This window comes from Pseudoalteromonas sp. N1230-9 (assembly GCF_032716425.1).
Taxonomy (GTDB): Bacteria; Pseudomonadota; Gammaproteobacteria; order Enterobacterales; family Alteromonadaceae; genus Pseudoalteromonas.
Genome location: NZ_CP090419.1, coordinates 1,023,201 through 1,040,326, shown reverse-complemented (window position 1 = coordinate 1,040,326; position 17,126 = coordinate 1,023,201). Strand labels below are relative to the sequence as shown.

The 17,126-nt window shown below is 39.9% G+C and carries 15 protein-coding genes; 5 read left to right on the top strand and 10 right to left on the bottom strand.

The window, feature by feature from the left end; genetic code table 11:
* Nucleotides 1–56: 56 nt before the first annotated feature.
* Entirely contained in the window at nucleotides 57–221 is a 165-nt protein-coding gene (locus LY624_RS04900) for a hypothetical protein (protein WP_165381484.1), read from the bottom strand.
* A gap of 134 nt (nucleotides 222–355) precedes the next feature.
* Here LY624_RS04900 and LY624_RS04895 point away from each other — a divergent pair, with 134 nt between their 5' ends.
* Nucleotides 356–1,111 (top strand): hypothetical protein, encoded by a 756-nt coding sequence (locus tag LY624_RS04895; RefSeq protein ID WP_341803998.1) that lies wholly within the window; start codon nucleotides 356–358, stop codon nucleotides 1,109–1,111.
* A 249-nt stretch (nucleotides 1,112–1,360) separates the two neighbouring features.
* Nucleotides 1,361–4,063 (top strand): ATP-binding protein, encoded by a 2,703-nt coding sequence (locus tag LY624_RS04890; protein WP_341803997.1) that lies wholly within the window; start codon nucleotides 1,361–1,363, stop codon nucleotides 4,061–4,063.
* Nucleotides 4,064–4,178: 115 nt separating this feature from the next.
* Here the strand turns inward: LY624_RS04890 and LY624_RS04885 are convergent, their stop codons facing one another.
* The 6 genes from LY624_RS04885 to LY624_RS04860 form a co-directional block, all read right to left on the bottom strand.
* Complete coding sequence (locus LY624_RS04885) at nucleotides 4,179–5,261, bottom strand: DUF4785 domain-containing protein (RefSeq protein WP_341803996.1); 1,083 nt, start codon at nucleotides 5,259–5,261, stop codon at nucleotides 4,179–4,181.
* Nucleotides 5,262–5,271: 10 nt separating this feature from the next.
* The gene (locus LY624_RS04880; RefSeq protein WP_341803995.1) at nucleotides 5,272–6,138 is read right to left on the bottom strand and encodes a hypothetical protein; all 867 of its coding nucleotides are present in this window, start codon (nucleotides 6,136–6,138) and stop codon (nucleotides 5,272–5,274) included.
* Nucleotides 6,139–6,392: 254 nt separating this feature from the next.
* Nucleotides 6,393–6,803 (bottom strand): hypothetical protein, encoded by a 411-nt coding sequence (locus LY624_RS04875; RefSeq protein WP_341803994.1) that lies wholly within the window; start codon nucleotides 6,801–6,803, stop codon nucleotides 6,393–6,395.
* 176 nt (nucleotides 6,804–6,979) lie between these two features.
* Nucleotides 6,980–7,333, bottom strand: coding sequence for a hypothetical protein (locus tag LY624_RS04870; RefSeq protein ID WP_341803993.1), 354 nt, complete (start codon nucleotides 7,331–7,333; stop codon nucleotides 6,980–6,982).
* Nucleotides 7,334–7,375: 42 nt separating this feature from the next.
* Nucleotides 7,376–7,960 (bottom strand): hypothetical protein, encoded by a 585-nt coding sequence (locus tag LY624_RS04865; RefSeq protein ID WP_341803992.1) that lies wholly within the window; start codon nucleotides 7,958–7,960, stop codon nucleotides 7,376–7,378.
* Nucleotides 7,961–8,036: 76 nt separating this feature from the next.
* The gene (locus LY624_RS04860) at nucleotides 8,037–8,684 is read right to left on the bottom strand and encodes a L,D-transpeptidase family protein (RefSeq protein ID WP_341803991.1); all 648 of its coding nucleotides are present in this window, start codon (nucleotides 8,682–8,684) and stop codon (nucleotides 8,037–8,039) included.
* A gap of 325 nt (nucleotides 8,685–9,009) precedes the next feature.
* Between LY624_RS04860 and LY624_RS04855 the strand changes: the two genes are divergently transcribed.
* Nucleotides 9,010–9,498 carry a hypothetical protein gene (locus LY624_RS04855; protein WP_341803990.1) on the top strand — a complete coding sequence of 163 codons (489 nt, stop codon included), beginning with the start codon at nucleotides 9,010–9,012 and terminating at the stop codon, nucleotides 9,496–9,498.
* A 471-nt stretch (nucleotides 9,499–9,969) separates the two neighbouring features.
* Here the strand turns inward: LY624_RS04855 and LY624_RS04850 are convergent, their stop codons facing one another.
* Nucleotides 9,970–10,269: a hypothetical protein gene (locus tag LY624_RS04850; protein WP_341803989.1), complete on the bottom strand. Its 300-nt coding sequence runs from the start codon at nucleotides 10,267–10,269 to the stop codon at nucleotides 9,970–9,972.
* Between the two features lie 71 nt (nucleotides 10,270–10,340).
* On the bottom strand, nucleotides 10,341–11,510 hold the full coding sequence (locus LY624_RS04845; protein WP_341803988.1) for an acyltransferase family protein: 1,170 nt from the start codon (nucleotides 11,508–11,510) through the stop codon (nucleotides 10,341–10,343).
* A gap of 150 nt (nucleotides 11,511–11,660) precedes the next feature.
* Between LY624_RS04845 and LY624_RS04840 the strand changes: the two genes are divergently transcribed.
* Both LY624_RS04840 and LY624_RS04835 read left to right on the top strand, forming a co-directional pair.
* Complete coding sequence (locus tag LY624_RS04840) at nucleotides 11,661–12,806, top strand: sensor histidine kinase (RefSeq protein ID WP_341803987.1); 1,146 nt, start codon at nucleotides 11,661–11,663, stop codon at nucleotides 12,804–12,806.
* Nucleotides 12,784–13,398: a response regulator gene (locus LY624_RS04835; RefSeq protein WP_130151114.1), complete on the top strand. Its 615-nt coding sequence runs from the start codon at nucleotides 12,784–12,786 to the stop codon at nucleotides 13,396–13,398. Before LY624_RS04840 ends, LY624_RS04835 begins: the two co-directional genes overlap by 23 nt.
* Nucleotides 13,399–14,052: 654 nt before the next feature.
* On the opposite strand, the gene gcvP is transcribed toward LY624_RS04835, so the two are convergent.
* Nucleotides 14,053–16,941 carry an aminomethyl-transferring glycine dehydrogenase gene (gene gcvP, locus LY624_RS04830; protein ID WP_341803986.1) on the bottom strand — a complete coding sequence of 963 codons (2,889 nt, stop codon included), beginning with the start codon at nucleotides 16,939–16,941 and terminating at the stop codon, nucleotides 14,053–14,055.
* Between the last annotated feature and the right edge of the window lie 185 nt (nucleotides 16,942–17,126).

Here is a 17,126-nt window from a genome sequence, read left to right as displayed (position 1 = left end):
TATTTAACACCTATAAAAATATAATACTATACACATCATTTAATTAAAAAGTTACCTTAATCACAGCGCCAGTTATTTAACTGATTTACAAGAAACTCATCAATGTGTTTAGAAACAGGGATATGAGTGTTTTCCAAATCAAACGTTAATACAATATCATCCACTTTCAATTGCCTTGTACAGCTAAAGCCTTCTTTCTTTTCTCCACGGCCATCAAGCACATTCCTCCAAAACTAATAGCTGTTGTCGAGTACAGCTTGACTTCATATGAAGAGAAATTTAGGGTTAGCGTGAACCATATGGATTGGTACGTTTTTAGATTAATCGCAAATTTATAAAACAATAAGGAAATTATATGCCTAACTTCAAACTTTTAATTGTATCTATCATACTTTACCTATTTACATACTCTGCCCCTGTACTAAGTAACGATAAATTAATCTTTTTTTACGAAAATAGGTATGGAGAGGAAATACAGGTTTCTGCTTCCGACTCTGCTATGGGAGAAATAGATTACACATTCATTATTCCTGACGATATAGAGCCTGAAGAGGCCTTTTATGACTATGTTGTTTCAACATTATCTCAACAAAATTACATATATACTCAAAATGGAGCTCCTTGTCCTACATGCAATGTAGCTCACTTTGTGGGCTCTGGAAGCAATAGCGATGTAAGCTCATCTGTACCACTTGTAAGAGAACAAGTCTCTGGCCGAAAAAATATAGCAAACAAATTTATCGAAGGCATCGCAACCCAGTTAGGGACCCGTTCCGTCAACGAAATATTTGATAAAGCAAAGGATCAGAAGACAAAAGAAAGCCCAATAAAATTTGTTGTAAACTCTAGAAATGGAGTTGCAATGTCGGTCTGTGAAATTACAGCATCTGGTTGTGAGGATATGCCGGAAGTTGTTGTTTTAAGTCTCGCTAATAATAAATTAGTTTTTGAAATTGAAAAAGGCAATGATTTAAACTATTGGGAAAGAACTCAAAAAATCCACAATGCAATTGTTAATTACAGTAGAGCCAAAAAGTATACTTGCCGGATAACTTTTACTGGCGATAAAGATAACCTTAAAAGTCAAATAACTTGTTTCCCCTCTTATTGATTAACCCGATTTAATGCGTTACAAATAATGTAACGCATTAAATAATAAATAATTTTTACTAAAACCCATAGTATATAAATATGACTTCATTTAGGCGATTACAAAAGCGGATGTAACACTTTTTACGAACGAACTTTGTATAATCTATGCCGATACCTAGCATCAGCCTCCCCTTCAGAAACACTGTTAACCCACAAGTTTTATGTTATAAATTACCAGCAAACTGACTTTTAAAAATGGAATTTAATCTTGAACGTTCAAAATATCCTTTCTTATTATCGAGATTGCTATAAAGAAGATAGCGCAGACCTTAATTTATGGAATCTCAATAAGTTAAAGAAGGAAGACAGTTTCGTTCTCGAAGGAAAAGATGAGCTGGGCTCAGGCTTTTTACCTCGGCTTCCATTGCCTAGCGAATTTGCCGAGCAAATGGTTAAACGTGTTGAAATATATCAACGCGAGCGGGTTTTGCTTTATGTCAGGTTTATTGTCGTTGGTAAATTAGAAATAAAAGGTGAAATGAAATCGGTTGTTTCCCCTATTTTATTCAACGAAGCAAGCATAGAAAAAGACGGTGAGGATTATTACTTTTCAACTAATAACCCAGTGCCTGAAGTCAATGAATCGTTGATTCAACTACTGATGCCTGAGGAAGACTCAGTTCACCACATTACCAACTCTGTAGATATTCAATCACCTCATTATTGGACTTCACTACTCAAAGGCAGTCCTATTGAGCTTAACCTACTTGAGTTACTTAACTATCCCGAGCTTACAGATGCAGACGCCATTCAGCGTGCTTTAAAAAGAAAAACAGCCTCGTTATTACCGGTATCTATGCTTACCTTTGTTGAGCGCTCAAGAAGCTCTCGCGGTATACTCCATGAGTTAGAAGAAATTACAGCTTCAAACACATTGCCTGCCCCACTGGCTAGTCTCTTTACCCATACAAATACAACAGGTAACGCAGCACAACTAAAGTTTAATTACTTGCCAGGATTACTCTCTTCTTCGCAGAAAAAAGTGATTGAAATTGCTGCTAATAGCTCACTAGGGTGTGTATCTGGCCCGCCAGGAACAGGAAAAAGCTACACCATAGCCGCTGTTGCTGCTGAGCACATAGCAAGGGGTCAGTCAGTGCTTGTTGTTGCAAATAATGATGCGGCTTTAGACGTCATTGCCAGTAAACTCGATGAAAACTTCAACTTAAGTGATATCTCTATAAGAGCCGGTCAAAACGCGTTTTTATCCAAGCTAAAAGATTACTTAGAATCTTTACTTGCAGGCTATTTTTCAAATGAATTAAATAAAGAGCCCAATGAGTGTGAGCAAGAGCTTACACAGCTCAACAGCCAATTAAATACGCTAGAACTACGCTTCCTTAAGTTTTGTGAAAAAGCGATTATCAGAGGACAACGGTTAAAAAATATTGAAGACAAATCGCCTCAATGGCTAAAGCGCCTTTACTTAACTTTAGTGAAAAGCAAAATTCAACAACTAACAAAGCAGTGGTCAGCCTTAGATGAAATAAACACGCAACATATGCAAAGAGAGTTACTCGCGAGTAACTATTTAAATGCACTGAAACTCAAAAACCTTAAAACACTTGTAGAAACACAGCGCCAATCTCTGCAGGCCTTTAATAAAGCAATACGTAGCCGCACATCAAAACGACAGTTCGAGTTATTTGATAATATTGAATACAGTGCGCTTTTGTCTGCATTTCCTGTGTGGTTAGTGAGCTTAAATACCTTACACCGTGTTCTGCCACTAAAAGCAGAAATGTTTGATCTTGTTATTATTGATGAAGCAACCCAATGTAATATTAGTAGCTGTATTCCTGCCCTTTATCGCGCTAAAAGAGCACTTATCGTAGGCGATACTAAACAATTAAGGCACTACTCTTTTTTGGCAAAACATAAAGAAGCACAATTTAAAACACAGCATAACTTATCTCATAATAGCCAAGGTGTTGTAAGTTATCGTGATAACTCAATTTTAGATTTAGCACTGAGCTCAATTAATAGCCAAGCAAACATTGCGTTTCTTGATGAACACTTTAGAAGTAAGCCAGAGCTTATTCACTTTAGTAACCAGCACTTTTATCAAAATAAATTGAAAGTAATGCAACATAAACCCTGTACCAGCAGCGGCTATTTACATGTAAAACGCATTAACGGCACCAGAAACAAAACAGGGGTAAATCATCAAGAAACCTTGAGTGTTATAGAGTTTATAAAAACACAAATACAGGAAGATGAAAAAACGGGGGTTAACCATAGCATAGGGGTAATTTCACCGTTTAGGCAACAAGCCGACGACATAGCTAAAGAAATAGCCACAACCTTTAGTGAATCGGAGATAACAAAACATAAAATACGTGCCGCTACCCCGTTTGGCTTTCAGGGCGAAGAAAGGGATATAATGTTGATCTCTTTTTCACTCGACAATAAATCTAAACGAGCCGCAGCCTATTTAAATAAAGCTGATGTTTTTAACGTCACAATCACCCGAGCACGCCAACTACAAGTGCTATTTTTATCGGTTGATGAAACCCAACTTCCCAAACAAAATTTATTACAAAAGTACCTTACAAGCATCAGTGAATTTGAAGCTAAACACTCTATTCAAAACCAACTTGATCAATTTCAGCATGAGGTGATCAATGAACTGAATAAACGAGCCATTGAAACATGGCCTGGTTACACAATAGCAGGTACAGAAGTTGATATTTTATGTCGTCACAATGGCCGCTACTTAGCGGTTGATCTCATTGGTTTTCCTGGCCCTTGGGCCACCTTTTTTGAGCTAAACACCTATAAACGATTCAAACGTGCCGGCATTGAGATGCTACCCATAAGCTACGGACTGTGGGTTGTAGACAAGCACGCATGTATTGAAAAGATAGTAAACACAATGACAGAAAAACCCGTTTTGGCGAATAACGAATAAACCCATTACCACCGTATTCATACTCGCTAAATAACTCCCTAAAGCAACTAAAAATAGCCCCTAAAAAGTCGGAGGTTGCACTACAACCTCCAACCCATTGCATATTGCTTGGCCTTTATTCTCCTGCAAACTTTAACATTCGCGTTTGATCGGTAAGTTCAATATCCACCAACTCAAATGGTGCTTTGGCAGCTTTAGCCACAGAAAACGGCATCATAAAGTTATCTTGACCATTAATCTGCTTTGCAACCTCAACCGTCGCAAGCTTTACACGTTTACCTTTATCGCCCATGCCTGTTAACGTTGCGCGAATCGCGTAGCGGCCAGCATCGGTTACTTGCACAGGTACCTGAGCTTGGAATTGGTTATTACCAAGTGCTGTCACTTTCGCGTTATCCATAGTGATGGTTTGCGAACTATGTACAAACGGCATTTTTATAGAGCGTTTCACTATTTGCCCATTTACCACCGCTTTAACACTTGCCTCAAGTTCATAGTAACCATTTACGGCACCTAGGGTTTCAAGTGGGTATTTAAGCACCGCTTCACCATTTTCATAACGCACATCAAGCTGTTCGCCTTCAGGGCTGTATAAACTTAGTTTCACCTGCTTATCTTTAAAGCGCTTTTGACCCATACTTAGCTGTATGCCTAAACGTTGCTGCTGATCCTTCACTTTAAACTGTGTTTTAGCATGTAAGGCGTTGCGTGAGCCTTTTTCAATTACATGTACTAAATAAGTGTCGCTGTCGTTTAGGGCTTGGCTTGTTTTTAACATTGCCTTAGCACCTACCTGACCAAGCCTAAGCCCTACACTACCGTCATTAAATCCAGCATTTTGCATTTTTTGTTGTGACGCAACGGCTTGTACTGATAACGGCTGCGAGTTTGCATCTTTAATTGATAACTTATCGAGCTGTAAATCATCAGGTTTAAACACCTCACCACTATCAAAGCGTGCTTTTGGGGCGATACGAATAAAATTATCAACTTGGTTTACATACAGTGGCACACCGCGCTTAAGCTCTTTGCCCGAAACCTTTTGCCAATACTCAACGCTATCTTTTTCAAGCATTTGTAACTGCACCGCAGATGAAGATTGCACCTGAGGAAATTGATAAACCGTTTGCTCATTAGCATACGACGCAGTGCTTACAAGCATCATTGCAGCACAAAGTGTGGTTAACTTATTAATCATGGCTTAGCTCCTAAATTCGATTTTTAAGTATGTTTGGTAAGCCAAAACAATTGCGACGACTTTGCTGATGGCTCAAAGGCTCGCTACCTTGAGTTCGCGACTTATCGGTAAACCACACCACCCCAGCTAACGACTGAGAACTGCAATTTAAAAAGCCATCTGAGCAGCTGTCTAACCAGTTTTGTGTTACTTCAAGACCCACTTGATTTTGGTAGCCACCACAATAACTGTCGCTGTCCCATACCGCTGATTCAACGTCACTGCCTACTACAGTTTCGAATCGAGACGGTAAGCTTGGGCGGTTCGGTGTGCCGTATAGCCACTGTGCGTTATACGACGCCATCCAAGATACCTGTTGTTGCTTAACCGCATCGTTGCCATAACCTAACAGCCAACCCAAGCTTTGCTCAAACGAATTACCTGCAATAACCGCATCAGCCAAAGGCGTGCCACCACTTGAAGGAGCCAGTGCAATTGTACGCGTGACTTTGCTAATAATATTTGGGTAACGGCTATCCCATGTTGGGTTAGATAAAATCCAACGCACCACATTACCGCCATTAGAATAAGTGATCAGAGTTAAATCGGTGATGTTTTTATTATTGATAAATGTAGTAAGCTGCCCCGCTAAACAGCCAGATGCCGCATCTGCCCACATATACTGCTCAAAATCACAATTAATGACTGTGTAATTACTGCTATTAGGTAAACCTTGACGAACCGTGTCGACAAAGCTACCTGTCCAATAGTCATTATACGCATCGCTTTGCTGGCCTGTACCGTGCACAAACGCGACTCCTTGCGCAGCAAAAGCACTGTGGCTGATACCCGCTGCCAACACTAAAGCTGGCACTAGTGAGAGTGTTTTTATTTTCATGTGTGTTCCTGTTGATTGTCATTTTATCTATCAGGTTGGAGGAGTGACCTCCGACCAAAAACATAGACCAAACAGGTACGAAAGCAAGAAATATTTACATAAATTTAACTTTTATGTGTTTTTTAAGTACAAATCATTAGGTTTTTCACTGGCAAAAACTGTTAAATGAATATGTGAAACTTGCCTACTAGGTAGGTTTTAAAGCTAATCATTAGACAAAAGCCCTCAGAATTAACTTTTATTTATAAATCTTCTTAATCCATATCTCTAAATTGACACACAGGATCTTTTACTGATTTATTTGTAAGGGTAATTTTGCAATCTAAGTAATAGCTAAATAGATCTAAAGTTACTGTGAAGGCACTTTCAGAAAAGGCGGGGGATAAATAGTCAACTCCAGCAACATCTGTTCTTACATCAACAGTATTCCCTTGTTGATCGGTAAAAATACATAGCTGCTTTTGTTTATCCACACTGTCCAATTTTAGTGTAATACAAGGTTGTACCTCAGTGTTATAGCGCAAATAAGTAACAGCTTCGTTATTTAACTGACCCTTAATTACCTGAATCGGTTGATTATTACCAATTCTCTCTAAACTCGACTCCTGAGAACAAGCTAAACAGCTAAAAATAGCAAGAGATAGTGCCAATGTTTTAGAATTCATGGAAAAACCCTCATTATCGATTTTTTTGCGATAAAGTACTTGCGAGCTTACTTCTCATAGCAAACTTTTTATAAGGCACTGAGCTTTAATCAGCTGCTAGTCTGTTTAAGTAAAAGATAAAAGCTCTAAAAAGATAGGGCTTTATTAAAAACAAATTGTCTTTTTAAATAAACTTATTAAGAGTCACTAATTTTTTTAATTTCTTTCAAAAATTCATGATCTTCTCGTAGCATGAAGCATCTAGCTAAGTGCAAATCTACCTCATGTTTTGTTTTTATTTTTGGAGTGTAACCTTTAACCAATAGAGCAACCTGTTGGAATTTGTCAGCAGAATAACGACTCTTTTCTACGATTCCACCAGATATAGTTTGAATATCTTTAGTTGGAATTTCATTTGCCTTAAAATACCAAAACAAGCAATTTGCGCTAGCAAACTCCAGCAACGCATCACTTTCCTTTTTAGTTGTGGCAACACTAGAGCAACTAACCAAAACAACGAGAGAAATAAAAATTGCTTTTATTTTCAACATTACGGTGCTTCCCAAAATAAAACTTTGTTTGATTGGCTACTTTTAAAGCTCACATAATGATACATCACTTTTAGGTTTGGCTACTTTTCTGCTTTGTAGGGTTTCCCCTGTTTCGAGATCAATAGAAACTACACTCCAACTTTTGTTAGTTGTTATTAATACTTTTAAGTTTCCATCGCACAGTTTTGGTGGGGTACCTATATGAGTCCAAGATAAATCAATATCCCAAACCCCATCTAACCTGTAACAACTACCGGTATTCACAGAGCTAAGCTTGGCCCACCCTCTGGGATGACAAGCAATTAAATAAGGTTCCTCAACGATTAAAGTCGATTTTGGTTTAACCTTGTAACTAGTTGCAACAAGCCTGTCTTTCTCTATTTTTAAAGCCTCTCCGGCAGAACTTAGAACATAAAAGCTATCATTAACCTTAAAAAACTGAGAAACATATCCTGTGTCCAAAGACCAGTATTTTATTGCACTTTCATCGTTAGGAACAAAAACTACAACAGCTGCATTACTCTCATCTATTATTTTATAACCGCCAATAAACCAGCCATCATTTGACTCAAAAGTTGTGTTAATACTATCGAGATCATTAGGTACTTTAATGTCATTCGGTAACAAATGCGAAGCCGAGGCAAAAAGGTAAGAGCTAAAAAAGCAAGTACTCAAAAATATTAATAAAGTGCAGATATTTCTACTAATTAGGTTTATAACGTTCATGATATTTATGTACCGTAAAGGATGTGCCTCGTTTAAAAGCGCCTAGGGTGAACAAGCGATCTCTATCGTTGGGTTTTAGATGAATACAACCGTGTGAAGGTACTAACCGAATTGTTGAACCTGTCGCTTCCTCTGCTTCATTTTCTGGCGTTGTATGAAACATCTGCCCTGAAAGACGCTCATTCCCATCAAGTACTTTATTACCATTAAGATCTTTAAACCAACGAATAGCTGTGGGGCCAAAATCATTAAAAACCCAACTTTCAGGTACAATAGCTTTACCATATAGCTCTTTATGCATTTCCATTATGGCGCTTCGAACAGGCGTATTATATAACTGATTTAAACTTCCCCACTTACCGCTAGGTAAGGCGTACCAGATGTCTCCTTTTGACGGCATATCCCTGAGCTTTGTCCCCCACGATAATTTTGACATAGGCCACGTTGGCGTTCGATAGGCTTCAGTTTTATCGATAATAAAATGCCCAGCAGTAGTTGGCTCTTCGGCCATATAAGGGTCATTACCAACTTTTGAAGGACCCCCCATTGCTTCGAATTCGGCAAATTTAATGCCATTCTTCTTAACAATTAAAAGGTGTTGACCAGGATAGAAATGAACTTCCATATAAAATAAACTCCATTTAATTATAATTGTACTTTCCTGAACTAAATTAAAATAGACCTGAAAAAACTAGGTATTTAAAATTTATATAAACACAGGTAATGAGTGATAGCAACTTCATTGTCGCGCTCAAAGAGCTCTAAGTTGTATCAATTACTATAAATCAGTTTAGTTTTGGGGGAAAGGTCATGCCCTGCCATTAATACAGTTAATTTCACCAACAATAAAACTACCAACTCATTGCTTGAAGTTAAAAATACATATTGAACCTAAGAGCGCACAATGATGAAATTAAAGGAATTGCAATTGGTAAATGAGAGCTTAAAAAGTGAAAGCTGAAGATCTCCCCTTAAGTGACTCCATCCCTGAGTTAAAATATATTTTAACTCGCGCTATCTCTATAGTTGCTAGCGTTGTTAGCTACTCATCGGTTGCATTTTTAGTATTAATGGTTCTTTGGCCTTATGAATCTATTAACGATTTAACTCCTAGAGTAATAGTTTTCTTCACTGGAACATTTGCATGTATAACACTAGGTGTACTTTTATCTATCGGGAAAACATGGGTCATAAAAGTTTTTAAAGGGCTAGTTCTCACAGCGATTTTAATCTCACTTTACACATTGTTTATGACTTTATTCGCTGACCTTCATGCTCAATCTATTAATGCCTTAAAAGTATCAAGCTTTTTTCTTTTTCTTAATTTATTACTAGCGGTGTTATTTTTTAGTAAGCAGCTTAAAACAAGTGCGCTTGTTATAAAAAGGCATAAAAGACGCCACAAAAAACAATTGCAGTATATGAAAGATCAGTTGTAGGTGCTAGGTGCTAGGTGCTAGGTGCTAGGTGCTAGGTGCTAGGTGCTAACAGCATAGTATTGGTTTTGACTTGGTGAAAAGGTCAGACAAAAGAAAGGCCTGACCCATGGTGTTCCAAAAAACGGCACTTGCACTACTCTGCCTCCCACCAATGCATCAACAGGGCTTACATCATCTACAGGTTCAATAAAACAATTGTCTTTCTCAACTCACTGATATCGTCGAAATATACATCAGGCGAAAAACAATATAACTCAAGCGACTTAGCTACCACGTTATTGTTGTTTGATAGTTTTCCCTAAAACGATGGGGGTAGGCTTTTTTACCTAAATGGAGCTTGAGCAAAAGCGTTTTTATCAAATCCATGTGCTTACTATATTCCCAATAAAATAGTGACATGTTTTACCGTGCATTATTAGGTACATTAAAACAATAGTTACTTTTATGAACTACAAGCGTTTGTGCTTCAAACTATTGGTTAATTAATTTAATCCACTCAATTGGATTCGACACAATGAATTGATATTTATTACCATCTACTAATACGATTTCAATTGCATCACGTGTATAAGACAAAATACCCGCAACTTTACCAGTGCACTTACTCACTTTTACAATTTCACGCCGTGCAAACGTATAAGGACCTAACCCAAATTGTGCATTAAACGGTGCAAAATGAATATCGGTGTTGGTTAGCCAAAACCTGCCGTCGGCTTTGATTGCCCCTTGTTGAATCGTGGCGATTGTCGATTTGATTGTTATTGCATGCATAATGGTATCCCTTTATGTAGCTCTTAATGTGTCAGCTTTGCTGATTTTAAGTCATTACCTCGTGACGATATTTAAGCTGACTGTATTATCTTTCTCTTGGTTTGCCTACCGTTAAGCAGTGCGCCCAACCATGTATTTCTAATTAATAATAAATAACTTATTTGACCTATAAGTAATGTAACAGCCACGCTAACTATAAACTTTACTAAAACTGGTAAATTAGTATTAATCAATAGCATCTGAATATAAATCAGCACTGGCACATGTATTAAATAAACCCAATATGATGCATTTGATATGCTGCGACTGAGCTTACTTTTGTGATTTAAAAAGCGATGCCCAAGTAAAAACGTTATGGCGGTTAACAAAATAACACTCAATCCTTGTGATAAAACATGCAATACATATAGCTCTCCCGCCGCGGCAAAATAACCCGTAGTTGCGGCAGCAATCACTTCATCTAAGCTTGGTGCGGCTGGTAATAGAGAAAAATAACCAGTCAGTGATATTGCAGCACCCAAAATTAGAGGCCATAAGTACCTATGATATAACGAAATGAGTTGTTGTTTTTTATAAAGCCCCACTCCTAAGCAATAAAAACTGCCGTAAAAACCATACGACCACAACTGTGGCGTGAGTTTATCGGGAGCAGGAAATGGAATAGATTGCCCCATCAAAGAAAGTGTTAACACGATGGGAAGCACAACCCACATAAATAAAGGGTGAACGCTAAGCCCATCGAATTTATTACCAAATAAGTTAGTTGCTTTCAACAACCAATGAATTAAGCAAAACTGATATAAATTCCACAAAAACCATAAGTGCATAGTGCTAACAACAGGCTCTTTAATGACTTGAAACACAGCAAAAATTGGCGGTGTTGGATTGGCTATATCGGCACCAAAACTCAATGCGTGGTAGTAAATAGCAAAGCTTAACGGTAAAAATACAATAAAAGGCAGAAATATATGTTGACTGCGATGGCGTAAAAATCGCGTGTTGCTCGATTTAACTATTAATAACGCACTGCAAAACCCTGCAATAATAAAAAATAAAGGCATCCGAAATAAGTGCAGCGTATGCGTAATATAATCAAAAAGGCCATGTGTGCTTGGGTCTGCCGTAAACCAAATATTACTAAAAAACGGGCTATAGGCTAAAGCGGCATGAAATACAATGCCGAGCAATAGCGCGAGGCTGCGTAAATTATCAATGTAATGTAATCGACTGTCTTTATTCATTAATGTGCCCAACTAATTTTTATTAATAAAGCATAAATGAATGGGGCTTAATGACACTAGTCACAAAGCTCATAGCTTGGGCTATGACAGATGTCACTGTTTTTACAACGCGAGTTCTGCAATAATTGCTAAAAAAAGATGGCCGCAGTAATGGAATCAACTATACGACATACAACCGATTGGCATTTCTCAACATTGGCATCGTGGCTTGGGGTGACATCGGCGTGTGCCTATTATGCAAACTCAGAATTAGCACTATATTTGCAAATCATAGTAAGTGGTTCCATTTTAGCCATTTTGCTGTATGTGTTAAAGCAGCCCAACAAATTTGTTCATGGCGTAGCGCTTGGCTACTTCCTGCTTATTTTGACCATGATACAACTGAGTTCAACGTCCTTAGTTTTTATCCACCTAGTGATGTTCACAGCGGTTTTTAGTCCTCATTTTTCGCTTCCTAAAATACTGGCTTGTGTTGTGGCCGCCATGCTGGTGTATGGTTTAACGCATTATTCGCGCTGGGAAAATGGCATTCCTTGGATCACGTTTACAATTTGGTTCTTCTTTTGCTTGATGAATTGGTTTGTTAGCCGGCGTATTGTCGAAAGTTTAAATACACATTACCAATCCCGCCAAAACTACAAAGAGTTAAAAGCCACCCAACACATGATGGGGGCGATGCATGCAGCGCAAGAGCGACAAAGTATATCACGCGAGCTCCATGACTCACTCGGCCATAAGCTTACCGCACTCAGCATTAATTTAGATTTTGCTAAAAGGGCAGCAAATGAAGCCACCGTTGAAACTCTGTCTCTTTGCCACCAACTTAGCCAAGAAATATTGGCAGAAGTACGCGAAATCGTTTCCACTCAACGCAATGACAAAACGATACTTAAGCAGGCTCTTGAGGCTATTTGCGAACTAACACCTAATTTACACTGTGATCTCCAACTAAGTGAGGAGACAGAGCAGCTCTCTCAAGACTACACCCTGTGTATATTACGGTTTACCCAAGAGATGATCAGCAACACCCTTAAACATACCCAAGCAAACCATTTTACTTTGCATGTGAATGTCACCCACATTAGCCAACACCCGCTGTTAATTGCAAAAGCGTATCACAATCAACCAGAGACCCATTTACCAAAGCAAGGGAACGGATTAGCAGGATTAAATGAGCGAATGGCACAATTTGGCGGTGAATTTTCACAACATCTTGAACAAGAAACACTGATCAATACCATGACATTACCACTAAATTTAGAAGACAAAAGCCATGATAAAGTGCCTACTAGTTGAAGATCAGACCTTAGTTCGTTTAGGCCTCGCTAATTTACTTAACCTCGATAGCGCCATTAATATAGAAGCCCAAGCTGAAGATGGCTTGCAAGCGCTTGCACTATTAGCTGAGCATAGTTTTGACATTGCTTTACTCGATATGAGAATACCGAATTTAGACGGGCTCGGCGTGCTGCAAAAAATGCGCGAGAAGGGTGATAAAACCCCCGTGCTAATCATTACCACATTTGAAGATTGTGATGTATTAGTCAAAGCCCTTAATCTAGGTGCACGTGGGTATGTGCTTAAAAACATTGAACTTGAAGAACTCATTCGCGCTATAAAGCAGGTCGTTGCAGGTGAGCGAGTATTGCAAAGTGCGGTGACTGATTTTTTACTCAAAAAGCAACTAAGCCCTCAGCTCTGCTTAACGGACAAAGAACAAACTGTATTGCAGTGTTTGTCTTTAGGTATGTCGAACAAAGTGATTGCCGAAAAATTAGATAACTCTGAGGGAACTATTCGTAATCATGTGTCACAAATCCTTGCTAAATTAGACGTAAAAGACCGTACTCAGGCCGTTATAAAAGCCATTAATCAAAACCTAATTTAACACGCGAACAGCACCAAATTACTATTTTTGATTAGGGTATGTTGATGAACAAAGAGCGCTTTCTAAGCGCTACCATTTGTCATTATGCTTAAGTGGTGCAATCAACATAAAGTAAGAGTAAAAGAAATCTAGAGGTCAGGTCTTGAATTTTACCAAGACCAAACACTAATCTCACGTTTAACACCCTCCCCCATCATCACGCCCTGAAAATAAGCAATTGAGAGTAATATCGCGCATGGATGCGCGATTGGGCGAAACTAGCCATGGATGGCCTATCTTAGCCGTTTTCATTCATATCAATTGTGTTTTGAAGGAAATAGCGTGATGCTCGGGTGACTGGGAGAGTCCAGTTAGGAGTCTGTGGCAACCCCTCTTTGGCTGCCGTCGCCAGCGCGACAAACCTTGAATAAGGTTTTTAATGTCGAAATAGTCACGGCAAAAGCCAACTCCTACAAACAACATTGCGCGCGAAATGAATTTCACGCCTACGGTATCGGGTTTAACCGTTGCAATGTGCAGGCAAAATCTAACTTAAAACTTATGGCTTAAAGCTTCTTTACTCTTTCCCCCTTGCAACTCGCTAACTTTCCCCAAGACACAAAAAAGCCGTTACATTGCTGCAACGGCTTTTTGGCATTTGAATTTAATCAAACCTTAGTCACGGTATGTCTCAACCGCTGGGCATGAACAAACTAGGTTACGGTCGCCGTATACGTCATCGATACGCGTTACTGTAGGCCAGAATTTGTCTTTTGCTACGCTTGGTACTGGGAATGCTGCGTAGAAACGGTCGTATGCACGGTTCCACTCATTGCCTAGTACGTCTGCTTGTGTGTGCGGTGCAAACACGAGCGGGTTGTTTTCAATTGACCATTCGCCAGATGCGATACGGTCGATTTCTGACTTGATTGACACCATTGCTTCGATGAAACGGTCGATCTCAACTTTAGATTCAGACTCAGTTGGCTCAATCATGAGTGTGCCAGCTACTGGGAATGACATAGTTGGTGAATGGAAGCCGTAGTCTTGTAGACGTTTAGCTACGTCCATTTCAGAGATACCTGTTTGCTCTTTAAGTGGGCGTAGGTCAACAATACACTCGTGCGCAACGCGGTTGTTACGGCCACGGTATAAAATTGGGTAGTGCTCGCTTAGCTTCTCAGATAAGTAGTTAGCGTTCACGATAGCCATTTCTGTTGCTTGTTTTAAACCTTCAGAGCCCATCATGGCAATGTATGCCCACGAAATTGGTAAAATAGCTGCTGAGCCGTAAGGAGCAGCAGAAACCGCACCGTTACCGATGTTTGTGCCAGCTACATTAATCACGCTGTGGTTAGGCATAAATGGCGCTAGGTGAGATTTAACACCGATAGGGCCAACACCTGGACCACCACCACCGTGTGGAATACAGAATGTTTTGTGTAGGTTAAGGTGCGATACGTCAGAACCAATTGAACCTGGGCTTGTAACACCTACTTGCGCGTTCATGTTTGCGCCATCCATGTACACTTGACCGCCGTGCTGGTGCACGATGTCACAGATTTCACGAATTGTTTCTTCGTAAACACCGTGTGTAGATGGGTAAGTGATCATGATACAAGATAGGTTTTCAGATACCTCTTCGGCTTTCGCTTTAAGGTCTGCCATATCAACGTTACCGTTTTTATCACAGTCAACAACCACGATTTTCATGCTTGCCATTTGTGCAGACGCAGGGTTTGTACCGTGCGCTGAACTTGGGATCAAACATACGTTACGGTGACCTTCACCGCGTGACTCGTGGTATTTACGAATAGCGATTAAGCCTGCGTACTCACCTTGTGCACCTGAGTTAGGTTGTAGTGAAACTGCATCGTAACCTGTGATGTTTACTAACCAATCATGTAGTTCTGTCATCATGATTTGGTAACCCGCTGCCTGATCAAGTGGGCAGAATGGGTGTAGGTTTGCAAACTCAGGCCAAGTGATTGGGATCATCTCAGCTGTCGCATTAAGTTTCATTGTACATGAACCTAATGAGATCATTGAGTGGTTAAGCGCTAAGTCTTTGTTCTCTAGGCGCTTTATATAACGTAACATTTCAGTCTCGCTGTGGTACGAGTTGAAGTTAGGGTGCGTTAAAATTTCGTCATCGCGTACTAGGCTTGCAGGAATAGAGTTGCTGCCGTTTACTTCGATTTCGTTTGCAAGTGCGTCAACGCTCAGACCGTGGTCTTCACCTAAGATGATGTCGAATAGCTCTGCTACGTCTGCACGCGTTGTTGTTTCTGATACAGAAATTGAATATTCACCTGCGCGGTTAGAGGCAAAGTTAACGCCGTGCTCTACTGCACGTGCAACGATTTCGTCTTTGTTATCTGCAACAACAGTCAGTGTATCGAACCATGTGTCGTGCTTAAGGTTTACGCCTTTCGCTTTTAAGCCTGCCGCTAAGATGTCTGCAAAACGGTGGATACGCTCAGCAATCGTTTTAAGGCCTTGTGGACCGTGGTAAACCGCGTAGAACGCTGCCATGTTCGCTAGTAGTACTTGCGCTGTACAGATGTTTGAGTTGGCTTTTTCACGACGAATGTGTTGTTCACGTGTTTGCATTGCCATACGCAGTGCGTCGTTACCTAAACGGTCTTTAGAAACACCAATAATACGACCTGGTAGTGAACGCTTGTACTTGTCGCGTGTTGCGAAGAATGCAGCGTGTGGACCACCGTAACCCATAGGTACACCAAAACGCTGTGCTGAACCAAGCACTACGTCTGCACCTAGTTTACCTGGTGCTTTAAGCAGTAATAAGCTCATGATGTCTGCAGCAACACAGGCAATCGCTTTTTTGCTTTGTACGCCAGCGATTAAATCTGTTACATCAGTGATTTCACCCGTTGTTGATGGGTATTGGAATAATGCACCAAAAATGTCGTGGTCTAGTGCTTCAGCTGCTTTACCAACAATAACGTCAAAACCGAACTGCTCTGCACGTGTTGCAACAACGTCGATTGTTTGAGTGTGTACGTCATCAGCAATGAAGAATGCATTCGCTTTAGACTTTGCAACACGCTTTGCAAGGCCCATTGCTTCTGCCGCAGCCGTTGACTCGTCAAGTAATGACGCGCTTGCTAAATCAAGACCCGTTAGGTCTAGGGTCATAGTCTGGAAGTTTAATAATGATTCTAAACGACCTTGTGCAATCTCTGGTTGATATGGTGTATACGCAGTGTACCAGCCTGGGTTCTCAAGCACGTTACGTAAAATTACGTGTGGTACGTGAGTTGGGTGGTAGCCTTGACCGATGTATGATTTGAACACTTTATTTTTGCTTGCTACTGATTTTAAGTAGCTTAGTGTTTCAACTTCAGTGCGGCTTTCGCCAATTGATAAACCTTGCTCTAAGCGAATGCTTGCAGGTACCGTTTGACCGATCAGCTCTTCAACACTCGATACTCCAAGAGCGCTCAGCATGTCGCTTACTTGCGCTGGGCTTGGCCCAATGTGACGGCGAATAAAATCTTGCTTTTGCTCTAATTGTTCAAGAGATTTGGCGTTTGACATTTGTCCAGATTCCTATGATCCAAAAAAAAGTGGTTACTGCCAATGGGTAACTGGCAATAACTTAAAAACGTGTTGATTTAGTAACTTACAGCGTATGGAAACGTAAGCTATAAAATCATAAAAGCCCCAGTAAAACCCAAGCTAGGCAGTTGATTAGCTAGGTATCTAGACGGGGCTTTTAGTCG